The 26,145-nt window shown below is 43.4% G+C and carries 19 protein-coding genes, 1 tRNA gene and 1 pseudogene; 7 read left to right on the top strand and 14 right to left on the bottom strand.

Annotation, left to right across the window (positions count from 1 at the left end; genetic code table 11):
* Window positions 1–26: 26 nt before the first annotated feature.
* The 7 genes from OSCIL6407_RS0116800 to thrS all read right to left on the bottom strand — a co-directional run bounded on the left by OSCIL6407_RS0116800 (window position 27) and on the right by thrS (window position 7,706).
* Window positions 27–108, bottom strand: a tRNA-Leu gene (locus OSCIL6407_RS0116800).
* Between the two features lie 82 nt (window positions 109–190).
* Entirely contained in the window at window positions 191–865 is a 675-nt protein-coding gene (locus tag OSCIL6407_RS0116795) for a peptidoglycan-binding domain-containing protein (protein WP_007352841.1), read from the bottom strand.
* Between the two features lie 189 nt (window positions 866–1,054).
* Window positions 1,055–2,578, bottom strand: a complete 1,524-nt coding sequence (locus tag OSCIL6407_RS0116790; RefSeq protein WP_007352840.1) for a carboxypeptidase M32 — start codon at window positions 2,576–2,578, stop codon at window positions 1,055–1,057.
* Window positions 2,579–2,631: 53 nt separating this feature from the next.
* The gene (locus OSCIL6407_RS30825; protein WP_039961410.1) at window positions 2,632–3,813 is read right to left on the bottom strand and encodes a tetratricopeptide repeat protein; all 1,182 of its coding nucleotides are present in this window, start codon (window positions 3,811–3,813) and stop codon (window positions 2,632–2,634) included.
* Window positions 3,814–4,195: 382 nt separating this feature from the next.
* Window positions 4,196–4,984, bottom strand: coding sequence for a DUF4058 family protein (locus tag OSCIL6407_RS0116780; RefSeq protein ID WP_007352838.1), 789 nt, complete (start codon window positions 4,982–4,984; stop codon window positions 4,196–4,198).
* A gap of 32 nt (window positions 4,985–5,016) precedes the next feature.
* A complete protein-coding gene (locus OSCIL6407_RS0116775) occupies window positions 5,017–5,805 on the bottom strand; it encodes a DUF4058 family protein (RefSeq protein ID WP_007352837.1) in 789 nt (262 codons plus the stop codon).
* A gap of 74 nt (window positions 5,806–5,879) precedes the next feature.
* On the bottom strand, window positions 5,880–7,706 hold the full coding sequence (gene thrS, locus OSCIL6407_RS0116770) for a threonine--tRNA ligase (protein WP_007352836.1): 1,827 nt from the start codon (window positions 7,704–7,706) through the stop codon (window positions 5,880–5,882).
* A 297-nt stretch (window positions 7,707–8,003) separates the two neighbouring features.
* Here thrS and OSCIL6407_RS30820 point away from each other — a divergent pair.
* From OSCIL6407_RS30820 to OSCIL6407_RS0116755, 3 genes and pseudogenes are all read left to right on the top strand, one after another.
* A pseudogene (locus OSCIL6407_RS30820) lies at window positions 8,004–8,305 on the top strand (DUF2605 domain-containing protein).
* Window positions 8,306–8,488: 183 nt separating this feature from the next.
* Window positions 8,489–8,800, top strand: a complete 312-nt coding sequence (locus tag OSCIL6407_RS0116760) for a DUF2973 domain-containing protein (RefSeq protein ID WP_007357890.1) — start codon at window positions 8,489–8,491, stop codon at window positions 8,798–8,800.
* Window positions 8,801–9,313: 513 nt separating this feature from the next.
* A complete protein-coding gene (locus tag OSCIL6407_RS0116755; RefSeq protein ID WP_007357889.1) occupies window positions 9,314–11,317 on the top strand; it encodes a DICT sensory domain-containing protein in 2,004 nt (667 codons plus the stop codon).
* A 110-nt stretch (window positions 11,318–11,427) separates the two neighbouring features.
* Here the strand turns inward: OSCIL6407_RS0116755 and OSCIL6407_RS0116750 are convergent, their stop codons facing one another.
* Both OSCIL6407_RS0116750 and OSCIL6407_RS0116745 read right to left on the bottom strand, forming a co-directional pair.
* Window positions 11,428–11,631, bottom strand: coding sequence for a hypothetical protein (locus OSCIL6407_RS0116750; RefSeq protein WP_007357888.1), 204 nt, complete (start codon window positions 11,629–11,631; stop codon window positions 11,428–11,430).
* 267 nt (window positions 11,632–11,898) lie between these two features.
* Window positions 11,899–17,661, bottom strand: a complete 5,763-nt coding sequence (locus tag OSCIL6407_RS0116745; protein ID WP_019487467.1) for an alpha-2-macroglobulin family protein — start codon at window positions 17,659–17,661, stop codon at window positions 11,899–11,901.
* A gap of 350 nt (window positions 17,662–18,011) precedes the next feature.
* Between OSCIL6407_RS0116745 and pbpC the strand changes: the two genes are divergently transcribed.
* Window positions 18,012–20,342, top strand: coding sequence for a penicillin-binding protein 1C (gene pbpC, locus OSCIL6407_RS0116740; protein ID WP_019487466.1), 2,331 nt, complete (start codon window positions 18,012–18,014; stop codon window positions 20,340–20,342).
* 157 nt (window positions 20,343–20,499) lie between these two features.
* Here pbpC and OSCIL6407_RS0116735 read toward each other — a convergent pair whose 3' ends face one another.
* Window positions 20,500–20,937, bottom strand: a complete 438-nt coding sequence (locus tag OSCIL6407_RS0116735) for a DUF3574 domain-containing protein (RefSeq protein WP_007357884.1) — start codon at window positions 20,935–20,937, stop codon at window positions 20,500–20,502.
* Window positions 20,938–21,260: 323 nt separating this feature from the next.
* Window positions 21,261–22,919: a trypsin-like peptidase domain-containing protein gene (locus OSCIL6407_RS0116730; RefSeq protein ID WP_007357883.1), complete on the bottom strand. Its 1,659-nt coding sequence runs from the start codon at window positions 22,917–22,919 to the stop codon at window positions 21,261–21,263.
* A 258-nt stretch (window positions 22,920–23,177) separates the two neighbouring features.
* Between OSCIL6407_RS0116730 and OSCIL6407_RS0116725 the strand changes: the two genes are divergently transcribed.
* Both OSCIL6407_RS0116725 and OSCIL6407_RS0116720 read left to right on the top strand, forming a co-directional pair.
* Window positions 23,178–23,450: a DUF4160 domain-containing protein gene (locus tag OSCIL6407_RS0116725; RefSeq protein WP_007357882.1), complete on the top strand. Its 273-nt coding sequence runs from the start codon at window positions 23,178–23,180 to the stop codon at window positions 23,448–23,450.
* Window positions 23,440–23,892 (top strand): DUF2442 domain-containing protein, encoded by a 453-nt coding sequence (locus tag OSCIL6407_RS0116720; RefSeq protein WP_007357881.1) that lies wholly within the window; start codon window positions 23,440–23,442, stop codon window positions 23,890–23,892. Before OSCIL6407_RS0116725 ends, OSCIL6407_RS0116720 begins: the two co-directional genes overlap by 11 nt.
* 48 nt (window positions 23,893–23,940) lie before the next feature.
* Here OSCIL6407_RS0116720 and OSCIL6407_RS0116715 read toward each other — a convergent pair whose 3' ends face one another.
* From OSCIL6407_RS0116715 to OSCIL6407_RS0116705, 3 genes are all read right to left on the bottom strand, one after another.
* Window positions 23,941–24,420, bottom strand: coding sequence for a VOC family protein (locus tag OSCIL6407_RS0116715; protein WP_007357880.1), 480 nt, complete (start codon window positions 24,418–24,420; stop codon window positions 23,941–23,943).
* Between the two features lie 72 nt (window positions 24,421–24,492).
* A complete protein-coding gene (locus tag OSCIL6407_RS0116710; protein WP_007357879.1) occupies window positions 24,493–25,191 on the bottom strand; it encodes a pirin family protein in 699 nt (232 codons plus the stop codon).
* 238 nt (window positions 25,192–25,429) lie between these two features.
* Window positions 25,430–25,666: a CDGSH iron-sulfur domain-containing protein gene (locus OSCIL6407_RS0116705; protein WP_007357878.1), complete on the bottom strand. Its 237-nt coding sequence runs from the start codon at window positions 25,664–25,666 to the stop codon at window positions 25,430–25,432.
* A 129-nt stretch (window positions 25,667–25,795) separates the two neighbouring features.
* Here OSCIL6407_RS0116705 and OSCIL6407_RS0116700 point away from each other — a divergent pair, with 129 nt between their 5' ends.
* Window positions 25,796–26,128 carry a winged helix-turn-helix transcriptional regulator gene (locus OSCIL6407_RS0116700; protein ID WP_007357877.1) on the top strand — a complete coding sequence of 111 codons (333 nt, stop codon included), beginning with the start codon at window positions 25,796–25,798 and terminating at the stop codon, window positions 26,126–26,128.
* Window positions 26,129–26,145: the final 17 nt, after the last annotated feature.

The raw sequence follows: 26,145 nt of genomic DNA, 5'->3' as shown, positions 1-26,145 counted from the left end.
CCGGGGAGTGTCAAAGACTGTAACAATGCGGATGAAAGGACTTGAACCTTCACTCCTTTCGGAACCAGAACCTAAATCTGGCGCGTCTGCCAATTCCGCCACATCCGCGTTAAGCCAAAAACAATCATAACACAGAAAACAGAAAAGGGGGTAAAGAAAAATAAAAATTCCTCAAACCCCCACCACATAATCATTTCCCACCTAAAGCCTTCCAAGTGGCCTCATCGACAGTGCCATCCACTTTTAAATTATTAGTGGCTTGAAAGTCCTTGACAGCGGTCAAAGTCCGCGCCCCAAAAATCCCGTCAATCGGCCCTGGATCGTAACCTTGCATTTCCAAACGCACCTGTAGCGTCTTTACCTTAGAACCCGCTGCGCCCTTCGCCAATACCTTACTACTCTCAGGAATCTGCTTTTGGGCTAAAACCATCGGCTCATCCTTTAAAGCATCCCACGTTGTGCGATCGACAATCCCATCAGCCTTTAATCCCTTCGACTGCTGAAACGCGCTGACAGCCGAGACAGTCCGCGATCCAAAGTCGCTATCGATCGCCCCGACATTAAAACCATGAGCTTGCAAACGCTTCTGTATGGCGGCTACTTCAGCACCTTTAGCACCTTTCGATACAGTCTTTTCCTTTTTCGGGGGTTCCTGCAAACCTTGATAAAAAGGCTTATTAAACAGTTCGCGTTCAGAATTTCCCTCCCCAAAAACGGGTTTGACCTGAGCACCAGGAGTAAATAATCCGCTTTCCTCCAACTGTTCAGTCAGAGATTTAGTGCGATCGCCCGCGATCGCACTCCTGGTTAACCCCGGAACCAAAAACGCCAGTAAACTCAGAATTACAACAGTAGCTACACGCATAAAATATTCCTCTTAGTAAAGTTTGGCTGTTCTAAACTTCCCAGTGGGATTTTACCATCCGGGAACTTTTCAACAAAGATTAAAGATGGATCGTGGGCGATCGCTCTCAGGGGACAAACCCCACACGATTGCCCATTACCCACTTACCCAATTTTAGTCTGACTCCTGAGTTTTGCTATTGGCAATCCTTCAAAAAGAATAAAAATCTCCATATTTTTGCCGAATGTATCCTATAAAAGGTTTAATAGTTAATGCTGAACCTGTAACGCGCTCCATCAGTTCGGCGGCGCTGTATTTGCGCCCGTGCTGATAGATATTTTTTTTAAGCCAGTTGTGGAGTAAACTAAAGTTTCCTTGTTCAATTTCAACGGCAATTTCGGGATCGAATTTAAGGGCAGCTTCGTAAAATTGAGCGCTCATCAAATTGCCGAGGGCGTAACCTTGGAACATTCCCCCAATTGTCCCCACATACCAGTGGACATCCTGCATGACTCCAATGCTATCGCTGGCAGGAACTAAACCCAGATCTCTTCTATAGCATTCATTCCAAGCTTCGGGGAGGTCGCGGACTGCGATCTTGCCTTCTAGCAGTGCTAATTCCAAATCAAAGCGGATCATCACGTGCAGGTTATAGGTTACTTCGTCAGCATCAGTGCGGATCGGCGTGCAAGCTACCTTATTAATCGCTTGATAAAATGTATTGATAGAAACTTGACCTAATTGCCTCAAGAATACGCCTTGTAACTGCGGATAGAAACACTCCCAAAAGCCACGACTGTGACCGACTAAATTTTCCCATAACCGGGACTGACTTTCGTGAACGCCGGAAGAAATACCACCGGCCAGAGGCGTGCTTTCAAATTCAGGAGAATTGCCCAATTCATAAAGGGCGTGTCCCATTTCATGGATCGTGCTAAAAAGTGCTTGAGCGAGGTTATTTTCATAGACGCGGGTAGTAATTCGCACGTCGTCTATAGAAAAGTTGGTCATAAAGGGGTGCAGAGTTTTATCTTGCCGTCCTCGCTTAAAATCGAAACCAATACGCTCGATGATTGTGCGGCAGAATTCTAACTGCTGACTTTCGGGAAAATCTTGGTGTAAACAGGAGTCGTCGGCGGAAGGTTGGGAAGCGATCGCGTCTACAATTGGGATTAATTCCTGACGTAATTCGGCAAACAAGGGCCGGAGGTTGGCAACTGTCATTCCGCAGTCGCTTAAGTCGATCAGGGGATCGGCAATATGTTCGTTATTAGGGAAAAAGTCGCTATATTCTTGACTTAATTCTAAAGTTTTTTCCAGATAGGGTTCTACGGCGGCGAAATTGTTGTCGGCCTTAGCTTTTGCCCAAGCTTCGTAGCAGGCGGCTTGGTGGCGGGAGAATTGGGCCATGAACTCTGAGGGGACTCGCACGGCGCGATCGTAGTCTTTGCGGGCTATGCGGATCAGACTGGCTGCGGTAGAGTCGTAGGGGAGGCTGGCTTCGCAGGGGCGCAAATCTTCTAGCAGTTGTCCGATCGCGGGATCGATGAATTTTTCGTGGCTAATTTGTTTGAGGGTAGCCAGTTGGCGGCCTCTAGCACTGGCCCCGGCAATTGGCATATAGGTTGCCTGATCCCAGTGCAGCACGGCTGCGGCTGATTCGATGTCACTAATTTCGCTCAGGCGGGTTTTGAGAAGAGCGAATTTTGCTTCGGTTTTGTCCAGTGCGTGCATGATTTGGGGGTACGGGTGCTCAGTAATGCCGATTGTATTGGTGGCATTCTATTTCAATTAGCTTTATTTTGAGTTAAAGCGACAAAGCGCACATCTTTCTGTATTTTCTGAAACTTTGAGTCAGTTTTGCAGAGTTTGCGATATTTTTTAGGATTGAGTGCGATCGCGCGTTGGAGGTTTTCCATCGCTAGGTCGGTGTTGTTTTGTTGGCAGTACAGGCCTGCTTTGTGATAAAGTGTGGCGGCATCGTCGGGTTTGATTTCTAGAACTTTATCATAGGAGGCGATCGCGTCTTCTATGCGCTCTAATTTGCTTAGGGCTATGCCTCGATTGTACCAAGCTTCGCGGTTATCTGGGTGGAATTCTAAGCTTTTGTCCCAAGAAGCGATCGCTGCTGCAAATTTCTCTAAGCTAGCTAGTGCTAAACCGCGATTGTACCAAGCTTCGTGATAGTCGGGTTTTAATTCTACGGCTCGATCCCAAGAGGCGATCGCGACATCTAATTGTCCTGACTGGACTAAAGCTGTTCCCCTTTTGTTCCAAACTTCCCAGGCATTGGGCTTGAGTGCTAAAGTTTTGTCATAGGAGGCGATCGCTTCTGCAAATTCGCCACTATTTGCCAATGCAATCCCGCGATTGTACCATGCTTGATGCAAGTTTGGTCTAATTTCTAGGGCTCGATTGTAGGAAGCGATCGCTTCTGCAAATTTTCCTAAACTTTTCAAGGCCATGCCTCGGTTGTACCAGGCTTCGTAGTAATCTGGCCTAATTGCTAAAGCTTTGTCATAGTCTGCGATCGCCTCTTCGTTCCGTTCTAGATTGACGAAAGTATTGCCGCGATTTGACCATGCCTCATGATATTCCGGTCTAATCTGTAAAGCTTTGTCGTAGTCAGCGATCGCTTCTTCAAATCGCTCCAAACTTCTCAGAGCATTAGCTCGATTGTACCAAGCTTCAGCATTCTCTGGTTTGATTTCTAGACTTTTGTCATAGTCAGCGATCGCCTCTTGATTGCATCCGAGCTTTCTGTAGGCTACGCCGCGATTGTACCATGCCTCATGAAAGTCAGGATTAAGTTTGACAGCTTGAGTCCAAGACGCGATCGCCTCTTGGAAGCGTCCTAATTGTACCAGAGCATTACCCTGGTCATAACAGGCTTGAGGATTTTGGGGTGTGATTTCTACGGCTTTATTCCCAGAAGCGATCGGCTTTTCTATACTAGCTAATTTTTCCAAAGTATTTGACCTCTGTAGAATCATATTACCTCATCATTACTTTATTATTCACCTTTTCTACCATTTTTACTTACTACCCCCCACTGGTCAGGTTTCTCACCCCCTGGGTTCTAGCAAAAGTCCGCAAAAATTGTTAGTTGTTGAGGATGATTATCCTATTGGTAATTGGTAATTGTTAATTGGTAATTGTTAATTGCTAATTGCTAATTGCTAATTGCTAATTGCTAATTGGTAATTGCTAATTGCTAATTGCTAATTGCTAATTGCTAATTGGTACCTTCCCCATCTTCCCTTCTTCCCCTCTCTACCTCTTTCCCTAGTCCTGAGCATCGTAGCCCCTAGCCCCTTCTTTGCTAATTGGTAATTGCACCTTCTACTGCCATTATTCCCTTAACCCTCTCTCTCGCAAGAGAGTATCTGCCCAAATAACATCCTCATCTGACAGGGGCGGTACAAGATCGCCATTATAATCTATAGTAAAATCATATCCAGCTCGGTCATATATTATATTTAACACAGCTTGCAAATCTACAATTGGCTCCTCATCTTCCGAACGTAAAGGCAAAGGAAAAGTAGGAATTGCATCAGGCAAATTAAACAAATATAAATCCGCCATCGGACGTTGATTTCCCCGACTCACCAGAATTCGATAACTAGCTTCAATATCATTATTAAAAACAGGAAGAGGTTCCCAACCACGCAATAAATCAATCTCCACCAAATGGGTGCGACTTCCGAACACCTTTTCCCGCTTCTCCTCATACATTTCCCGCCCTTTCCCTGGTCGTTTATTCGCAGGTGAAAGTACCTCAATTACTGTCACCACTTCCTTAGTTGCTAAATCTATAACCTCTAAATAACTTTCTCTAATCTCTTCAGGCATAGGTACTGCTACCTTCAATGGTGTAGCAGTTGGGGCGAGTAGGGCGACATTAGAATTAATCGGGTTAGTTTGCGTTTGTCTGCGTTGTATAGAGACATCGGGAATTCCGACCAATAAAGAGTTTTCACCATTTATTTCATAAATCCGCTTCTCAATAGCGACGCGATATTTGGGTAGTAGTTGGGGAACTAAAGCGTCAGCAATTGCTACATTTAAGCGATTATGTACCTCTGGCCAAAAATCAATACTTTCTAAATAGGGATTCATACCTGGGAATGGATTAGGCATAGATTTAACTCCTGTTAATTGACTTACTTCTATTAGACTCTCAATCCTTTTTCTCGCAATAAACTATCTGCCCAAATAGTATCTAATTCTGACAACGACGGCACAACTTCACTATTATAATCTATTCTAAAATCATAAGCGGCGCGGTCATAAACTCCATTGAGTAAAGCTTGTAAATCTACAATAGGTTCTACATCACCTGAACGTAAAGGTAACGGAAATGAAGAAATTGGATTGGCTAAATTAAAAAGATATAAATCCGCCATCGGGCGTTGATTTCCCCGACTGACCAAAATTCGATAATTAGCCTCGATATCGTTACCAAAAACTGGAAGAGGTTGCCAATTACGTAGTAAATCAATCTCAACTAAATGGGTGCGAGTTGCAATTATTTTCTCCCGCTTTTCCTCATACATTTCGCGTCCTTTGCCACGTCTTTTATTGGCGGGTGAAAGCACCTCGATTACTGTCACAACTTCCTTGGTGGCTATATCTATTACTGGTAAATAGCCTTCCCTAAATTCTATAGGCATAGGCACTCTCACTCTTAAAGATTTAGCAGGGGGTGCTGCAACGGCGACATTAGAATTCGTAGAGTTTGTTTGATTTGACGAAGGTTGGACAATGACATCAGGAATACCTACTAACAGAGACTCTTCTCCGTTAATTTCATAAATTCGCTTTTCAATATCAACTCTATATTTTGGAAGCAATTTCGGGACTAAAGACTCCAAAATCATACTAATCAGCAAGTGATGTACTTGAGCCCATAAATCAGTATTTTCTAAGTATGGATTCATCCCTGGAAACGGATTAGGCATAGATTTAACTCCTATTTATTCATTGGTAATGAAGTGAAAAGTAGAGTGAGTTAACCCACTCTACTTACTATTTTCTAAAAATTGCTGAAACTCAAAATCGCCGACTTCAATCTATTAATTACCTCATCAACAGCAATCATTCCCAACTCCCCAGAAGCACGAGTGCGAATACTCAAACTATTTGACTCAACCTCCTTTGCACCCACAATACCCATCACCGGAATTTTATCCTTCTCAGCATTGCGAATTAACTTACCCAAACGCTCGCTACTCACATCCGCCTCAGCGCGAATTCCCAATATCCGCATCTTCGCCGCTACCTCTTGAGCAAAAGGTAAAAAGTCATTACTAACTGGTAACAAACGAACCTGAATTGGTGCTAACCACACCGGGAAATCACCCGCATATTCCTCAATTAAAATGCCAATTAACCGTTCCAAAGAACCAAAAGGAGCGCGATGAATCATTACTGGACGTTTGCGAGTTCCGTCCTCAGCGACATATTCCAAATCGAAACGTTCAGGTAAATTGTAATCTACCTGGACAGTTCCTAATTGCCACTCGCGGTCAAGCGCATCGCTGAAAATAAAATCGAGTTTGGGGCCATAAAAAGCCGCTTCCCCAATTCCTTCAAAATAATTCATTCCCAAGGTTTCCACAGCGCGACGAATTGCCCCTTGAGATTGCTCCCAAACTTCATCGGAACCCATGTATTTATCGGAAGTTGGATCGCGGAAACTCAGTCTAGCTTTAAAGTTCTTTAATTGCAGACTTTTGAATACTGATAGGATTAAATCCACCACGCTCAAAAATTCAGCATCCAACTGTTCCGGCGTGACAAATAAGTGGGAATCATCAACAGTAAATCCGCGAACTCTGGTTAATCCTCCTAATTCTCCCGATTGTTCGTAGCGGTAAACAGTACCGAATTCTGCTAACCGCATGGGCAATTCCCGATAAGAACGTAATTCGCTCTTATATATTTGAATGTGGAAAGGACAATTCATCGGTTTAAGAACAAAACCTTGTTCTGCTTTTGCCGATTCTTCATCCTCTGCCATCATCGGAAACATATCTTCCTTATATTTCTGCCAGTGACCAGAGGTTTTGAATAAATCTACTCTGCCAATGTGAGGAGTGACGACGGGTAAATAGCCGCGTTTAACCTGTTCTTGTTTGAGGAAATCTTCTAAAATACTCCGCAAAATTGTGCCTTTGGGTGTCCACAAAGGCAAGCCTGGCCCGACGACATCGGCAAAAATAAACAATCCTAATTCTTTGCCTAGTTTACGATGATCGCGCCTGAGTGCTTCTTCTTTTCGGCGCTGATATTCTTGTAATTGTTCGGGATTTTCCCAAGCAGTTCCGTAGATGCGTTGCAACTGAGCTTTGGTTTCATCTCCGCGCCAATAAGCACCGGCAACGCTTTCTAATTCAATGGCTTTTGGGTTTAGTTCGCTGGTATTTTCTAAGTGGGGGCCGGCACATAAATCCCACCATTCATCACCCAAATGGTAGATGGTAATCGGTTCTGTTAGACCTTCTAAAATTTCCAGTTTGTAAGGCTCGTTAATTTCTTTAATTCGGCGTTCGGCTTCTTCCCGGCTGACTTCTTCCCGAATTAGAGGCAATTTACGATTGATGATTTTGATCATCTCTTTTTTGATGGATTTCAAATCTTTTTCTGTAAATGCCTCTGGGATGTCAAAGTCATAGTAAAATCCGTTTTCAATCCAAGGGCCGATTGTTACTAGGGCTTTGGGAAATAGCTTTTGCACCGCCATTGCCATGACGTGAGAGGTGGTGTGGCGAATTTTTTTCAGGGGTTCTGACTCGCTGGTGCGAGGAAGGTGGATTTTAGCGGGCTGTTCGGGTGCGGAAAGGGATTCTGGGCTAGACATCGGCTGCTGAACCATTGGAGGATTACTACAAATTGGGACTTAACATTTGGTTGTACTGTTTCTATCTTAACTAGAGAAGGTGAGCAGGGGGAGCGGGGGAAGGAAGGGGCGGGGGAGCAGGGGAGCAGGGGAGCGGGGGAGAGGGGGAGCGGGGGAGCGGGGGGGGCGGGGGAGAATTATTAGGGTATTCAAAATTCAACATTTCCCCAGGCGAAAAAATTGAAACTTTGTTAAATAAATATTAAAAAATGTGAATTGCGTTAAGATTAAAATAGATAGATAAGTTGATTTTAATGAATGGTTAATCCCAACTTGCCGGAAACTCAATTGCTCAAAGCCTTGCTGCCACAGCTACTAGAGGATTTTTGGTCTTGGTTTGAGCGTTCAATCGACCTCCTGAAAACTGAGGATATTCTTTTTTTTGGTTCTCAGGAGCAATGTGACTTACTCGCCAGGGTAAGACAGGCTCAGCAAGAAGTAAGTCATGCACAGGTGCTATTTCAAGCAATTGAAGGTGAAGTTGAGGTGAAACGGCTGTGCTCATACCTTGGCATAAACTGCTGACTGAATGCTGGCAAGTTGCTATGTGCTTTCGCTGAGAGCAGTTTCCTAAACCTGGAAAAATATAGTGAGAGTTGAACTCTGGCCCGCTTGCTTCTAAATTAAGAAGATGGCGATCGCAGATGCGGACAATCTCAAAAATATTTCCAGTTAATAAGTTATTCCTTGCTCAAACACTTTTGTAAATTTTTGTGTGGCTGTTTGGCCCGGAGGAGAATATTATGTTACACGTCCTTTACATCCTGGCTTTCACGATCCTAGCTTTTTTGGCTGTGGGGAACTTATTCCGCAGTTTGTTGACGGTGGGTATGGAGTCTCAGCGCATCCAACCATTTAGAGGTGGTAATTATAACGCATCATCCTCTCGGTTTCAAGCAGTGCCGCATCCAGAATTATTGGATGATTATGGGAATGTTGTGAATGAGCCATTGTTGGTAATGCGATCGCTTTCAGTGCAAGACGCTCGCGAACAATTGGATGCTCTTTATAAGTCTTCTCCGGGTAATAACGACGAGGCCCGCGAGGATGTGTGAGGCAGCCTAGACCGTAGCTTGAAGATTTACAAAAATTAAAGAAAAGTGCTATTAGCTGTTAGCTGCGAAGCTCATAGCTAGTAGCTCATGTTTTTTGATGGTGAGGGCGGTTCACAAAATTTTACCTAATTCTTTCTAAACTTACTCATACAAAATGTTAAAGTAGAATTTATGAGCAATTTAACAATTTTTAAGAAGGTAATTGGTAAGTAATTGGTAATGGCTAATGGCTAATGGCTAATGGCTAATTATTAATTAAGATTAGTACCTACGCAATTGAAAACTGCTATAGCTAAAGTCTCAAAAGAATTAGTAAGGCTAGTTCGGCCTGAATTTATGCCTGTGGACATCGAAGGAGCCGACTCCCCAGCGTGAAACAGGAAGTGAACATTAAATCTGCCCAATCGTAGATTTGAATAAGTTTCATAGAACTGATACTGGTAAAAGATCTCATAAAACCTCCTGTCGATCGCTCCTGTCTTGTCATCGGCAAAAATTTACGTCTAAGGCTAGATGATCGTCCCAACTTCGGTACTACCAGAGCTGCTGCAAGCTTTGCCGCAACTGCGATCGCAAATTTATTTTAAGTCTTCGCTGACGGCGCTTTCCCACGCGATGGAAGACCTGGTACTGGCGGGGTTAGACCAGCCGCTAGTGATCGCGAGTTTCCAGCGAGAGCGCTTTTACCGCCAGGAAGCTCACCGTTATCGGCGCATTGCCACGCTCACATCTCAGGTTTATGTGCTGGCGGTACCGGAAACTGATTTCAAAAATGCTTCTGACTGTTACGAGACTGTAGCATTTAAGCCGGAAGACGGTTTGAGTCAAGAGTGGCATTTAGTCGTGATCGGTCAGGAATATTCAACTTGCTTAATCTGTCAAGAACGAAAAGCTCCTACTCAAAATGAGAACGATAGCGCACCGCTGGCAATGATGGATCAAGCTCGCCGCTTTGAAGGGATTTGGACGTTTGACCGCGAAGTGAGCTGCAAAGCTGCTGATTTACTGCTGAAACGAATTCTTAACTATCGGCCGGAGTTAGAACAAAAGATTGAGGAAGCGCAAAATATTTATGGTATTGCCAAGGAATTGCCGAAGCAGCGAAAAACGACTAATGCCAAATCTAAATCTGCCTTGAGAAAGGGGAGTCAAAATCCCAAATTGAATGAGCCGTTTGCTCAGCGATTGGTGACATATTTACAGGCGGGTCAGCATAAATTACTAAAAGCTTACCGTTCGATCGCGGCCCAAGAGCGGAAAGAGCGTTTAGTAAATTTAATTACCACAGCGATGCGGCGATCGCTCAATCATGACGAGATGATCGAAGTAGCTGTGCAAGAATTAGGAGAGGCTCTCCATGCTTGCCGTTGCTTGATTTACCGCTGCAAAGCTACAGATGCAGCCGCCAAAATCAATCAGGAGTTTTTGCGTCCCGGCGTTCGTTCTCTGCGGGGTCAGACTTGGCCGCTGCAAAACAATCCCCTGTTTGAGGAGGTTGTGAGTAAGTTAGAGCCAGTTTATGTGGAACAGGGAGCAGAATATCCTCTGATTGCTAATACATCGGCATTGCGGACACTGGTTCAAGAGTGGCAAATTCTTTCTTGGCTGATGGTGCCAGTGCTTTATCAGGGGAGGGTTTTGGGGATAGTGGAATTGCATCAGTGCCATTCTACGAAGGCTTGGGAAGAAGATGAATTGGCCCTCGTAGAGGCGATCGCGACTCAACTGGGAGCGGCCCTAATTCAAGCTGAAACCTACGCTCACTTAGAAGAACTCAACCAACAACTGGAAGCTCTCGATCGCACTCGCAGTAATTTAATCGCGATCACGGGTCACGAACTCCGCACTCCCCTGTCTACTATCCAAGTTTGCCTGGAAAGTTTGAGCCAAGACCCCGATATGCCTTTAGAGTTGCGGCAAGTGATGCTAGAAACTGCTTTAAGTGACGCGGAACGAATGCGTAAACTGGTGCAGGACTTTCTCACTCTTTCTCACTTAGAGAGTGGCAGAGTGCAATGGAATATGGAAAGCTTGCCGCTGCAAGAGTGCGTCGATCTTGCTCTCAGCAGCATTCGCGCCCGCCGTCAACGTGAGGATTTACCGCAGATTATCGCACAAGTGCCGCCAGAGCTGCCTTTGGTACAGGCGGATGGGGAATGGCTGGTGGAAGTGCTCTCGAAACTACTGGATAATGCTTGTAAATTCACAGAACCCAATGGTAATGTGACGATTGAGGCTAAGCGCAATGGCGATCGCACGATCGAGGTAGTGGTAACTGATACTGGGCGCGGCATTGAGCCTAACCGTTTAGAGGTAGTATTTGACCGCTTTTATCAAGAGGAAGGTGCTTTGCGGCGTAGCACTGGGGGTACTGGTTTGGGGCTAGCAATTTGTAGGCAAATTGTCAAAAGTTGGGGCGGTCAAATTTGGGCGAATTCGGCAGGAAAAGATCGCGGTTCTCAGTTTCATTTTACTATTCCTTTTGTGGAAAATGGCATAGAGCCAAAGCGATCGTAAACGTAATCCCAATTCTCTAAAGTTATGCAGCAGTAGGTCGTAAGCTCTTCCCTCTTCCCTCTTCCCTCTTCCCTCTTCTATCTTCCCCTTCTTTCCCTAGCCCCTAGCCCCTAGCCCCTAGCTATATCAGGCTCGACTTTTTCTTCCTCGGATTTTTGGGCAGTTTCCTGTTGAGATTCGGCTTTTTTATTTTTCTCTAAAATATCTGCATAAGACCAAGCTGCGCTCACAATTATCCCTTTAAAGATTCCTTTTAAATCCTTTAAGTCGTCATTTTCAGAGGGTTGAGCCTTTTGATTGGCTTTATCTGCCATTGTTGCGTCTCCTGTTAAATCTAATTAGTTCCCTATTAATTCTCAAACCGAAATCCCAAATTGTATAGTCCTAGATTAACCTCAAATTCTTGTTGTTGGTTGCAGGGGATGGGATCTCATACCCCACATGAGGGGTATAACCCTGCATATCGTAAACGTCATTCTATAGTATATCGAATGCGTGCAAACGATCCGCCGCCGGGGGCGGTATCCGTAACGCCGCCCTCTGGGCGGTTCCATCACCGCCCAGAGGGGGCGTTACGTAAGTCATTTATCGAAGACAATCAAGGTAGAGGATGCCGATCGCCCAAACTCTTCAGGAGCATATTGTAAATGAGCTTCTGCGCCTGGCCAGAGGTAGGTTCCGGGGGTGACGGAACGGACGAGGTAGTGGAGGCTGTAGGCCCCAGGTTCGAGGCGATCGCTATAGGCGAGGACGCGATCGCGATACATCGTTTTATACCCAATTTGCCAGCTATCACCTTGAGCTTCCACCGCCTTTGTAGAGGTTTGGAAACTGTTATCAATTGCCTCGAAACCAGCAGGTAACTGGTCAGTAATTACCACATGATCCACATGGCGATCGGCGATAATTTCCAAACCAATATCAAACACTTGTCCCACTCCCAAAGTCAGGTCTTTAGGAATAGAAAGTTGCTGTTTCCCTAACACTCGATCTTCACCCGCAGGTCGGATTTCTCGCACTACTCGCAACCCGTTTAAACGTCCCGGTTGATTACCCTGCAAGCGATAGCCATAATTGACGATATAGTGCAGCGTACCTTGACCAGATTTCTGAATGATTAGATCGCCATTTCGTGGCAATTGATCTGTGGCTACAGTGATAAACTGACTGGGATTGCGGTAGCCGTCAAACTGAATGGAATCTAACTGTTTACCAGCCAATTTTACCGTAGCACTAAACTTAGGTGGTGTCGGCTGAGTTTTGCTGTAATCTACTAAAGCTGTCAGTGCTTCTGCATTGTCATAAGTGCTTTGCCAAGTGCCATCACGCCGCAAATTTAGGAGGCTTTGCAATAAGCGATCGATATCTTCAGTCTTGCTTTTTTGAGCGATAAACAGCCGCAAAGCTTGAGCTTGAATAGCTGTAGGAGAAGCTATCCAGCTCACATTCTTAGGTAGATTCACCGTAGCTGTGCGACCCGTGATATAGATGCTTTTTTGCAACTCATTAGTTAGCACTTGAGACTCATTTTGCCAGTCATTAAATTGAGAAAGGTAACGCGCCAGCTCAATTTGAGTAACTAGATTATATTCACTCCGCTGTTGATAGATATCGGCTAGAAAATCATTGCGCTTTTCGCCTAATTCTGCTAGAGAGATTAAAGCCGATAATCTCACTTGATTCTTACAAACTTGCTCTTTGCAAAACTCATATTGTCCGGGGTCAGCAAGAGTTTTCTTTAAGTAGTCTGTCAGGCGAGATAGCATCCCCGTATCGACTGTATTAGGAAAAGCCTTAGAAGCAGATGCGATTGCCTTTGCTGCATAGGGAGTCACAAACGGGTCAGATAGTTCTTGTCCGGGGTAGGAAGCAAAACCACCATCGGGACGCTGAAGTTTTTGCAATTTTTCAAGCGCGATCGCAGCTTCTTTGCTAGGATTAAAATCTTTCAAACTTTGAGCATATTGCTGAGAAAGAGTTTGCAAATTAGCTGCAATTAATAACTGACTAGCCGCAGGTTCCAAAAATGGTAACTGTTCATTCTGTAAAACCTGTTTCGCTGGTGCGATAATTTCTGGTATCAATGTACTAGCTAGAGAAATCTCTAAACCGCCAACATCTGACACCACATTTTTATCAACCTTCAGAGGAATTTTTACCTCCTGTCCCCCCCTTTGTAAGGGGGGATTGGGGGGTATTGTTCCCACTTCCACAACGTTTTCTGTAACTTCTAAAGGTTTCACCTCTAAAGGCACTTCAAACGCATCTACATTGCTATTTAATTGCGTGGCAAATTGAACTTTAGCATCACCAGCATTACCGGCCACAATGGGGAAACGGTAAGCATGAGTCCCTGACTCGGCTTGAGTTTTTAGATTCGCCGCTGTTGGGTTATTCCCTTCAAAATTGATAGCGCCAGCGACTTGACCGTTAATTGTCAGATTGCCTTTTTCCTGAGTATTGTTAGTTACAGATAAGCCTGCTTGAATGCGATCGCCGGGGCGGGCAAACTGCGGTAAAATGGGATTAGAAATCAGCGATTTAGTGGTAATAAAAGTTGCCTCGCCATTACCAAAATCTAAATTGCCGTCAGTAGCAACAGCCATTACACGCCAAGTTGTTAAATCGTCAGGAAGTTTGAATGTAACGCTCGCTTTCCCATTAGCATCTGTAACAACAGAACCATTGTAATAAGCCAAAGCTTGAAAATCTTTGCGGACGCGAGTATTTGCTGCACCTGTGGAGAAGCCACCGCCATAACCCCAACCTTTTGCCAAGGGTGAAGCCATATTTTCTAACACTACATTCGGTCGATTATCGTTGAAGCGGGTAGAAATAGATTGCTCCGCATAGACAGTTTTAACCAAATCTGGCGGGCGATATCCAGTTAGTTGCAGCACGGCTTCATTGACAGCCATAACTGTAAATTGCCCCTTGATTGGTTTCCCTTGATTGTCCTGTAATTGTAGTTGTACGGTTTCCTCTGCACCCGGTTGTAATTCTGTTTGCTGGGGAGTAACTTGGACTTTCAAGTATTTAGCATCTAAACTGGTTTGAAAAGGAGCAAAGCCGATTTTTACCAGATTTTCTAGACTTCCCGGTTCTAATTCTTTTAAACTCTTGCCCTGACGGACTAACACAGCTTCTACTGCTGCATTTGGCAACATTTCTGGCGTTACTTGGAACTGGATTTGAGGCGCACCACCCTTAACTTTAGTGACAGTTTGATAGAGGGTTTTATCGCGAACAACAGCAAAGTATAACTCTGCTTCTGGATAAGGCGATTGAATTAAAGCTGTTGCTGTTTCACCTGGTTGATAGCTTTTCTTGTCGAGTTTGACTTCCAGGCGATTATTATCGTATCTGTTACCCCAGCTTACGACATTTTCTCCTGTTGCCCAAATCTGTAAATCAGTGGCAGTTACTTCGTTATTGCTATCAGGAAATTTAGCCCGAATGCGGTAAGAACCAGATTCAGGAGGACTCAGAGATACTGTTTGAGGAGTGCTGCCAGATTTTACCTCGCTTTTTGCTACTGTTTTGTATTCGATTTGATTGTGAGGATTGCGACTACCTTCGACTACTTGAGTAACGCTGCTGTAGTTAATTTTTTGCAGTTCAACGCGGACTTTTTGACCTTCTATTAGTTTTCCTGTAGGATCGGTAACGATGAGTTGAATCGGTAAAGGTTTACCGGCATCGCCAACAAAATTAGTCTGTAAACCAATTAATCGCTCGCTGGGTAGGGCAGTAAATGTTTTAGAATCGGATACAGACAGATTTGAAACATCGGAGACTTCAATATCTACCCGATAATTCATCGGATAGGGCAAATCTTTGCCGACTGTAAATGTTTGATTGCCTTTACCACTAGCATCTAAGACTGCATTTTGTTGCAGTACATCAGTGGGAACGTTCGGGCTTTCTTCTGGCCAAAACCATTGCCGCCCAAAGGCAAATTCTTCCCAACCTTTTGGTGTAAATTCTGCTTTGCGGCGAGTGACATAGTATTTGGCTTTTCCACCTTCTACTGGCGAACCAAACAGATAATTACTTTGGGCAGTTGCCTCGATTTTATCGTCAATCAGTGCAAACTCTTTATCGAGGTTTAAATCTACCTTAAAATTAGGTGGTTTGAATTCAGCAATCCGAAATTGACCAGAAATTTCCGCTCCGCTTCCTCCTTTAGCTAGAATAGAATAGTAGCCTAAAGGTAGATTATTTTCGATGGGCAATTCTAGGGAAAATGTGCCAAATTCATTAGTTGTCTGAGTTCCTAAATCAGTCTTAGTACCGCTGGGAGTTTGCAGCGTGACTGCATAACTGGTATTTTTATCCTGCTTGATAACTCCATTTTGGAGATAGTAAGCAGTTCCCGTCAACCAAGCTTTTTCCCCTGGTTGATAAAGTTGTCTGTCTGAGAAGATTGTACCGCGCGATTGTGGCTTATTACTGTTCCAAGTATCTCCTTCAATCCCGTAGCCATAAGCACCGCTATATTCTTCAGTTCTAGCAAATGCCCAGTCTTTGTTTTCACGGGCAATGACTAATAAACTTGGTGCTTTTTCAAAGCCACCTACTTCAGATTTAATACAGTTCTGTAAATTCTCGCGATTGAGTAATAATGTACCATTATTGTCAGTTTTACCCGTTGCACAAGGAGTAGGTTCAGGTCGAGATTTTGCCTGTAATTGAGATTCGTAAATCTCGACTGATGCTGCTACTGGGGAACCATCATCGAGATGGTTTACTCTAATTAAGCCTGACTCTGGGAACCACTGGGCAAATACTCCCAAATTAGTCAATTGAACTAAACCGTAATTAGTAGGTTCTCGCCATTTTTGTTTACCTTTTTCATCCGAGTAAAGATTCGTGCGTGCTTGCACTCCATAAGCAAGCATTCCTGTTGCTGCACCTAGTTTTTCCCGTAAGGGAACTGTTATATCTAGAGGCTGATTTTTCTGCCCTGAAACTCGAAAAGTTTGCCACTCAGAAGGATTGGAAAGTAAATCATTTCCCTCGCCTCTGGGATATGCGTCAGCAGTATAAACTAAATCTGTCGGTTGAACGACTTTATAGGCTGCTTTGTACTCGGATTCGGGTAAATTGACTGTAGAAATATTCAGTTGTAAGTCTTTCCCTGCTGGGAAAATATTTAACCCTGTGGGTGTCCAAATTTCGCCAGAGACATCGCCTGTTTCATACTGCAATGTGACTGGTTTTCCCAAGGTTTGACCGAATTTATCTTTGAGGTTAGCACCAATAGTAATAGTATATTGTTTTGCTGGTTCTAAACTCCAGGGATTAAGACTAACCAAAGGTTCATTGTCATAGGCTTGGACAAGTGTGGGAGATTTTTTAGGTTGGGGATTAAGGGTGATATTCTCCCGCGCTGAATCCGCGATCAGACCGTTATTAAATTGTAACTGACCGCTGCCTTTTACGAACCGACCATAAGCACCGCCAGCATCTGGTTGTCCAAAAAATTTAATAGCTTTAAATGCCAAGGGCGAATAAGTTTCTACCTGGCTAACAAATGGTGTTTCGCTGGGGAGATTGCCGCGAAGTGGTAGCAAGCCAGAGTCAAATTGTAGACGGTACTGAGTGGCTTTTTCGAGGGTTTGTTGGGGAACTATGGTATACTTAAAAGGGCGAACCGATGGATCGAAATTTTCTTCTGGGTTTTCCCTATCCTCTGATTTTACCTCAGCTTTTTCTAACTCTACTTTAACAGGCACAGTTGTTGTCTGTCCCTCTGGCATTAGCTTCAAATGTTGTTCCACTGAAGCTAAATCTAATTCTACATTTGATGTGAATTTCAGAGTAGGCTTAATATCAATGGGTTGGAACTCTGAATTTTCCGGTTTAGAAGTGGGTAAATTGGACAGTTGGATTGGTTCGGTGTTAAATGTCCAACTTAAATCTCGATCGAGGCGGTGATTTTTTAAATCAGTCAAACCTGCTTTGATGGCGATTTGAATACGAGTAGCTTTAGGTAATGCTTGTTCCGGTTGAAATCCCACCATACGGGGGGTTAAAAAACGAAATTGACCGGGGATAGCAGGTTTGATTTCAAATAGTTTGAGTTTATCTTGCTGTTCGGAACTATCAAGGCTTTCAACGGGAATTAATGCCTCTTTAAACCGGATGCGAATTTGGTTGAGAGGTTCAGCTTTTCCAGTAGGACTAATTTCTTCAATCCAGTCTACCAGTTGCGGATTAACTAGGGGAGCAACTGAGGGAAGGGGTTCAATTTTTGAAGATTTATTCGCGACTCCACAGGTTGTTACTACCACCGTGAGAATTAGGAGAAGTATCGGCCTTATCCATTTTTTGAATTTCATATTGATGTTTTCCTTTACGGCTACTGTATCTACAGTTGACGCGATCGGGTTTCCCGATCAATTTTATTAAATTTTTAACTCAGCCATTGCTAAGGCTATATAAATGATTAAAGCCTATAATTTTATGGTGTAGAGATTTTGTATTTTTTCTTAATGAGTGCGAAATTTATAGTTTCTGGAAGTAGGGATATTCAAGTTGTAGTCTTGTAAATGAATATGCGTAATCCCGCCTTTGGGTGGTTAAAGATACCGCCCAGAGGACGGGGTTAGGTTATACTTTTTTGTCGATCCGGTAGGGTTGTTTCGATATCGGAAATAGATTAAACTTTTCTGGGCTGAGGGATTAATTGATGAAAGCATTAAGGCTGTGGCTAATTAAAAATTCCCAGAAGGCTGGGCGCAAATGTAGAAACCCAAAACTTCGCGTATTTTTGGTGTTAGTATTAATTTGTCTGACGGTGCGATCGCTTCCCTATCTCGCACCCATCCGCGCTGCTGACATCGCACAGGATCGGGAGGCGATCGAATTTAGCGATCGCAACGGCCTTACTCTCGGCACTATTCTCACTCGTGACCAAGAACATACCGCCGCTGTACCCTTAGATCGAGTTTCTTCTCACTTTGTACGCGCCATCATCGCCGCTGAGGATAGCCGATTTTATCAACATGGTGCCACAGATATGAGAGCGATCGCGCGATCGCTCCTCGAAGCCGCACAAGCCAAACAGTTAGTCAGCGGCGCTTCTACCATCACTATGCAGTTAGCGCGGATGCTAGACCCCGCACCTCGCACATTAGCTAATAAAGTGCGAGAAATTTGGCTATCTTGGCGCATTTTCGCCGGCATGAATAGAGACGAAATTCTCGAATCTTACATCAACAGATTGCCAATGAGCGGCAATATTTACGGGGTAGAAGCCGCTTCCCGTAACTATTTTGGCATTTCCGCCGCCGAGATCAATCTCGCTCAAGCGAGCCTTTTAGCAGCTATTCCCAACGATCCAAATAACCTCAATCCTTACTACCGCTGGCAATCTCTGAAAAAACGGCAAAATTACGTACTCGATCGCATGGTCAAAGACAAGTATATCACGCGATCGCAGGCAGATAGAGCCTTGAATGAAGAAATTTTACTAGCACCGAAAGAACAGGGAATTATTGCCGCACCTCACTTTTTATTCTGGCTATCTAATCAATTACCCAAGCAGCATCCGTCTCATATTCGCACCACAATCGATCGTTCTTTACAGCAGTTTATAGAAGCACAAGTGCAGCAAGTTGTTAACTCTTTATCTCCCCATAATGTCCACAATGCAGCCGCTCTAGTCATAGATAATCATACTGGGGAAGTTTTAGCTTATGTCGGTTCTCCAGATTATTTTAATGAAATAGAAATAGGTCGGAATGATGGAGTGCAAGCGCTACGCCAGCCTGGTTCTACCCTTAAACCTTTCTTGTATGAATTAGCCTTAGAAAAACGTGCGATTAGACCCAACACTATTTTAGCCGATGTACCGACTTATTACGCCATTCCCGGTGCAAAACTTTACAACCCAACTAATTATAACGATGAAACATTTTTAGGCCCGGTACGGGTGCGGGTTGCCTTGGCAAATTCTCTCAACATTCCAGCAGTAAGAGTATTAGAAAAAGTGGGAGTATCTACGTTTCTCAATCGTTTGCATGAATTGGGATTTGAGCATTTAACTCAATCTCCAGAATACTATGGTTTAGGCTTGGTTTTAGGTAGCGGTGAAGTTAGTTTGTTTGAGTTAGCTAGAGCTTATGTGACCTTAGCAAGACAAGGGAAATCGACACCTATTGTCACCACATTTAATGATGATAAAATTTCCAGTGATACACCTGTCATGGATCGAACAACATCGGCATTAATTACTAATATGTTAAGCGATGCTCACGCCCGCGCTCAAGAGTTTGGTGTTGATTCTGTGCTGGCTTTACCATTTACTACAGCGGTGAAAACAGGAACATCTTCTAATTTTCGGGATACTTGGACGGTGGGTTTTACTAATGATTACACGGTTGCAACTTGGGTAGGAAATTTCAATGGCGATCGCATGAAGAAAGTCTCTGGAGTCATGGGCGCTGCCCCTCTCTGGAATCACATTATTTTACACTTACACGAACATCAAGAGCCTGCACCTTTTCCTACTTTAAAAGGGTTAGTACAGCGCCCTATTTGTGCTATTTCTGGGTGGCGGCCTACACCTGAATGTTCCTCGGTTGTACAAGAATATTTTTATCCTGAAGATATCAGCAAATACAAAACTGAGTCAGGTATTTTAAAGCTGTCTGAAGATTATAATGGGTGGTTAGCAAGGCAGAGTAAATCTAGTTTAACTAATAGCAAATTCAAAATACTTTTTCCTCAAAATGATGCTTATTTTCTGATAAATCAGAATGAAAATTCACGCCTAGAGTTTAAATTGTCTGGATCGAATAACGCCCCCGTTGAGTGGTGGTTGAATGGTAAAAAGTTAGCCACTCAGCCCTCTAATTCACTTTTTTGGCAACTTCAACCTGGTCAATGGAATTTACAAGCTAAATCGGGTACTTTAGTGGATAGTGTAAGATTTGAAGTGCAAGTTACTGAGAATAAATCCCTGCGGCGTGGCTTTTCTTTTGTTGATAATTCAGCATCTTTTCCTACTGAAAAATAGAACAGGAATTACGCACCCAACCAAAGAAACCGGGTTTTCTTACGAAAATACTTCCTTCTACCTTTTACCTTTTGTCTCCTGCCTTTTGCCTTCTGCGTGACCCACAGATTTTCTCAAAAACCCGCTTTCTAGGACTCTATGCGTAAGTCCTATAGAATTAAAATGAGACTTTAGCTTCAGTAGTTACGCGGAGTACGGATTCTTGGTGAAAGGTGCGTTTATAGATATCGATAATTTCTGCTATTGCCCGATTTTTCTCTGGGCTATTTTCATAAATTAAGATAACGACTTTGGACTTTTCTGTTACCAGTAAGCTATTGCTATTAAGATATTGTCCATAGGAATCTAAGACGGTTAATCCTTCGTGAAAACGGGGCGTAATGGTAGTGTTTAAAAATTGCTGCCATTCTACATCGGAAATTGTACTACCTCCCGGTTTAGTTAGACCAAAATATAGTTCATCTTTGATGAGAATTTTTTGGTTAATATTTGTAGTAGAAGTTTCGGAAATTTCGGCACGAACGAGTGTAGGTATGGAGATGGGAATAAGGATAAAAAAACTGGCTAGGAAAAGGCTGTTAATAGTTTTTGGCATGGTAATTAATTAGGATAATAATTGTGGAAATTGCGCTAATAGCCATGTCCCTACTTGCGATCGATCTTGGTTGCGACTACGCTGTAAAGCTTCCTTTAGTAAGGCAATGGTTAATCGCGGTAAAACTTCGGACTAAAAAAATTGTATAAGTAAGGTTATAGCACAAATTGTTGCTACATGAGAACAAATTGCTTTCTAAAATAATTTTGTGTATATATTTATTGATTAATTAAACAGTTAGGTCTACACTTACCAGCCAAATTATTAACCAATTAGCGATCGCAACCCCAAATTAAATTAAGGTAAGCAACGCTTAAGAACTCTCACCCTCCTCTTTTCCAAATCTTGATCTGCCCATCCCAACCCCCACTAACAATCATCTGCCCATCCCCACTAATTGCAACAGAATTAACATAGCCAGAATGCCCGCTTAAAGTTCCTTTCAGCGCCCCAGAACGCACATCCCAAAGTTTAACAGTTTTATCCCAACTACCGCTAACTAAAGTATTTCCATCTTTAGTAATTGCCACAGACCAAACCCCATCTGTATGCCCGCTCAAACGCTTAATTAATTGCCCAGTACCCAAATTCCATAGGCTAATTGTTCCATCACCACTACCACTAGCTAAAGTTTTGACATCGGGACTGAAAGCCACCGACAAAATAGATAAAGAATTACCTTTTAAAGTGCGGATTAAGTCACCAGTTTGCAGATTCCATAACTTAATAGAACCATCCTTACTGCCACTAGCTAAAGTTTTGCCATCTGCTGCGATCGCCACCGAATTTACCAGAGCAGAATGTCCCAACAAAGTATAAAGTAAAGCCCCAGTTTTCACATTCCAAATCTTAACAGTTTTATCCCAGCTACCACTGGCTAAAAACTGACCATCAGGACTGAGGGCAATTGCAACTACCACATCAGAATGCCCGGTCAAAGTGCGAATATTCTCACCTGTTTCTAGATTCCAAATCTTAATAGTTTTGTCATCGCTACCGCTGGCAAAAATCTTGCCATCAGATGCGATCGCCACTGCATTCACCGCGTCCCCGTGACCCCGCAGCGTACTCTTTAACTCGCCGCTAGGCAAATTCCAGACAGAAATACTGCCGTCAGTATTGCCCGATACAAAGTGAGAGCCAGCCGCCGCCACCGAACTCACTACCCCCGCAGAAACCTTGAGCGCACTAGCGAGAGTAAAAGCAGCATTAGCAGGTAGGCGCGGCGAATTATTAACAGGAGTACCAGTTTGCGGTTTTCCCGGTGTTGGAGAATCTTGGGGTACTGTTGGCAGCGCAAGGCTTGTCCGCCACTTCAAGAAAGTATCGATCTCAATCCCGGCGGCCACAATTTTATCGGATTTGTCCTCTAATTGTATAATGCCATTAATGGCTACAACCCTCCCCCCATCGTCCAATACCGGGCCGCCGCTCATGCCTCCCCTCACTAAGTTACTATAAACTAAAGTATAACCATTCCAGGCCGTTTGACGGCGCGTCATCAGCCCCTCAGTGACAATCAAAATCGGCTGTTGCAGAGTTCCGCCCGATCGCGGCCAGCCAGCCACATAAAGCTTTTTACCCTCGCTTGCGTCAGTATTCGCCAACACAGCGAGGCGATAGTTTTCCGCGCTGCTGAAGGGAACTACTGCCAAATCTGCTCCCGGCATTCGTTTGATCAGGCTGTAATAGACTGGATGGCGCTTGCCATCGGGGGTAACAATGTGATAATTACCCGCTTGGCTCACTACGTGCCAATTAGTAATTATATAGTAAGTGCTACCTTTTTTTTCAAAGATCACCCCAGAACCGTTGCCTGTTGGGCCATCAACGCGAACTGTAATTTCTTTAGCGATCGCATTCACCTCAGCGGGTGCTAGTGCTGCGGAGACTTGGGGGGTAAGAAGTGGGAGAATAGGCGCGATCGCGGTCGCGCCGAGTCCAATACTCAAAATAGCTGAAATACTTTTGTTATAATTCATCTGCGAGTCAAAATGTTAATATAGCAACCTTTTAACAGACGGAAAACCTTTCTACTTTGTGTCATATTTTCACATGAATTTGAGATGAACAAAATGATTCAAGCTGATCTTAAATCAGTTTTTCCAATTTGAACCTTGACAAAACCCAACGCTTGGGTTATTATAAAGATAAGCTTTAAATAAAAGCTATTTGTATACACTAAAAACCAGTATGTATAATATTATGTTAATATATAATAATCCACTAATAATAATACTATGCCGAAAGTTCTTGAAGATACCCAGAAAAATTTATTCGTTTACATCTATACTAACGATCATATCCCTGCTCATGTCCATGTCTTTATAGGTAGAAAAAATGATGCTAACCAAATGGAAATTAAAATTAATATTGGTAGTGAAGAAAAACCTCCTAGTATAGTTAGTGCAAATGATAAAATCAAAGATAAAGACTTAGTAGCTGCTCTCAAGTTCGTAGCAGCTAATCAAGAAATACTATTAAGTAAATGGCAAGAAATACATGGTGATTAGAAACTGGGATAAAGAGTTAACTGAGGAAAATCTACGAGAGCAAATAGCCAAAGCCAAGCAAGCATGGAAACAAGCCGAGGCTACAGAGCCTCGTGCCGAATCCGTGCATTATAATCAGTCTGATGATTTAATAGTTATTAAACTGAAAAACGGTGCTATTTTTAGTTTTCCTCCAAGATTGGCACAAGGTTTAGAAGGTGCTTCAGCAGAACAACTTGCCGATCTTTGGCTACCACCTTCTGGTAGCAGCGTCCACTGGGAAAGCCTAGACGTTGATTTTGGTATTCCCGAACTTGTAGCAGGTATTTTTGGGACAAAATCATGGATGGCTGAACTAGGTAAAAAGGGAGGACAAGTAACTTCAAGTGCCAAAACTATCGCCGCTAGAAAAAATGGTAAAAAAGGTGGTAGACCTAAAAAAAATGCTCCTATTAATTTATGAAATTAATTTCAGGAACTTGGAGCATTCTTACCTTGATAATCTGAATTTTTACCTTAAATTTTTACCGCCATAACGTTGCAACTCCTCTGTCAAATTCAGAGGAGCAACAATCGCTTTACTTTCAAACTCACCCCACATTTCACGAGGTACTATCCAAGTAATTTCAAACTGATTACCATCAGGATCTTCACCATATACAGACTTACTAGCACCATGATCGCTTGCACCCCGATAAGAGCCTTTCTCCTTGAGAAATTGAACAGCATCAGCCAACTCCTCAATTGTTTTAACTTCCCAAGCTAAATGATAAAGTCCCACACTTCCAGGGGGTGGTGACGGCGCATTTGTTCCCAAAGCCGCTAAACCCAGATCGTGATGGTTTTGAGAACCTACGGCCCGCAAAAATGCCATCTTCCCGTGCATCTGCGCTACTTCCACAAAACCAAAAACAGATTTATAGAACTCAACTGAGCGTTTTAAATCCCGTACATAAAGCACAACATGGTTCAAACTGGTGACAGAAATCATAGTATTTTTAGATTGTCCCCCCTTTTTAAGGGGGGACAAATGCAGGAGATTTGAGATTTAAGATTTAGCATTTTAAGCCAAATCAAACAAGAGAAATTCAGCCTTATCTGCCGCTTCGATCTCGATATGAGATTCATCGCTAATGGCAGCGCCATCGCCATGTTTTAACGGCAAACCATTCAAAACAATTCCACCGCGAGCCACCTGTACCCACGCATGACGCTTAGGTTGCAAGGAATGAGTGACGCGATCGTTTTTTTCCAAAACAGCCGCATATAAATCCACATCCTGATGTACCTTAACAGCACCATCCCGTACATCCCTAGCAGCAACTAACCTCAACTTTCCGGGGTGTTGTGCCACATCAAAATCACGCTGTTCGTAACTTGGTTTTAATCCCTTTGTATCGGGAAGCAGCCAAATTTGTAGTAAGTGAACTGGGTCTGTTTTGGATTGATTAAACTCGCTGTGCTGGATACCTGTACCAGCACTCATTCGCTGTACTTCGCCAGGTTTAATCACTTCACCATTGCCGATACTATCTTTGTGTTCTAGCGCTCCTTCCAAGACATAAGTAATGATTTCCATGTCTTGATGACCGTGCGTACCGAACCCACGACCGGGGTTAACAATATCTTCATTAATTACTCGCAATGCCCGAAAACCCATTTGATTAGGATCGTAATAATTGGCAAACGAAAATGAGTGGTAACTATCCAGCCAACCGTGATTAGCATGACCTCTATCTTCACTTTTTCGGATGACGATCATTTTTTAATTCCTCATTTTTCAAGTTTGAAGGGAAAGTGTCAACTTAGGTGAACTTGGTGGTTTAAAACGCAACTACAAAAACAAAAACTGCCTACACGAGTTTAAAAAATTGTAGTTCTCGATTAGTCCGCGTAGGCGGACTTTGCTTGTGTAGCCGCGAATTCTATTCGCCTGCTAAATTGTTGTGATTCCTCCGATTAATTCTTGCAGCAATACCCACTCTACGGTTAACTATGCCTTAAAGTTTGGCATGAGCCCCATCGCAAAACGGGGAGTTAGCAGTATGTTTGCAGTTACAAAGCGCTACCGTTTTTGTCTCGGTAATTTCAAAAGCTAGCGGCACAAATTCTGTACCTTTGTGACCACCATCACAATAAGGCTGGTTTTGAGATTGACCGCATTTGCACCAATAGTAAGTACCAGGCTCTAATGCAAGAACAACGGGCTTTTTATCAAAAATAACAGGCGTGCTCATCGGATTCTCCTCTCAGGAATGGCAACAGATTTGTTATTTCTGTGCTTTTTGCATATTTATACTTTAAACTAAGTAAAGCCATAATGGGAAGTATGCACTTTAAAGTAAGGTAGTACCCAAAAAGATACTATGCAAACCAACACAGATACCGAGAGAGCCAGTTGTATTGTAGAAAGAACGTTAGACGTGATTGGTGGGCGCTGGAAGGTCTTAATTCTGCGCGAGTTATTTCAAGGGGTGAAGCGTTTTAATGAGCTACAACGCGCCTTAAAAGGAATCACTCAAAAAATGTTGACACAACAACTGCGGGAGATGGAATCGCATGGTATTGTCCATCGCGAAATATACTTGCAGGTTCCTCCAAAAGTCGAATATTCGTTAACACCTTTGGGAGAAAGTCTCAAACCAATCATCGATGCCATGCACGAATGGGGTGTTAAGTATCTCAATCAAAACAATTAATTTTGAAAAAAATAGTC

The sequence above is a fragment of the Kamptonema formosum PCC 6407 genome, from assembly GCF_000332155.1.
In the GTDB taxonomy this organism is placed as follows: domain Bacteria; phylum Cyanobacteriota; class Cyanobacteriia; order Cyanobacteriales; family Microcoleaceae; genus Kamptonema; species Kamptonema formosum.
Note: the sequence above shows the minus strand (reverse complement) of the source record. Positions and strands in the feature narration are given on the sequence as shown.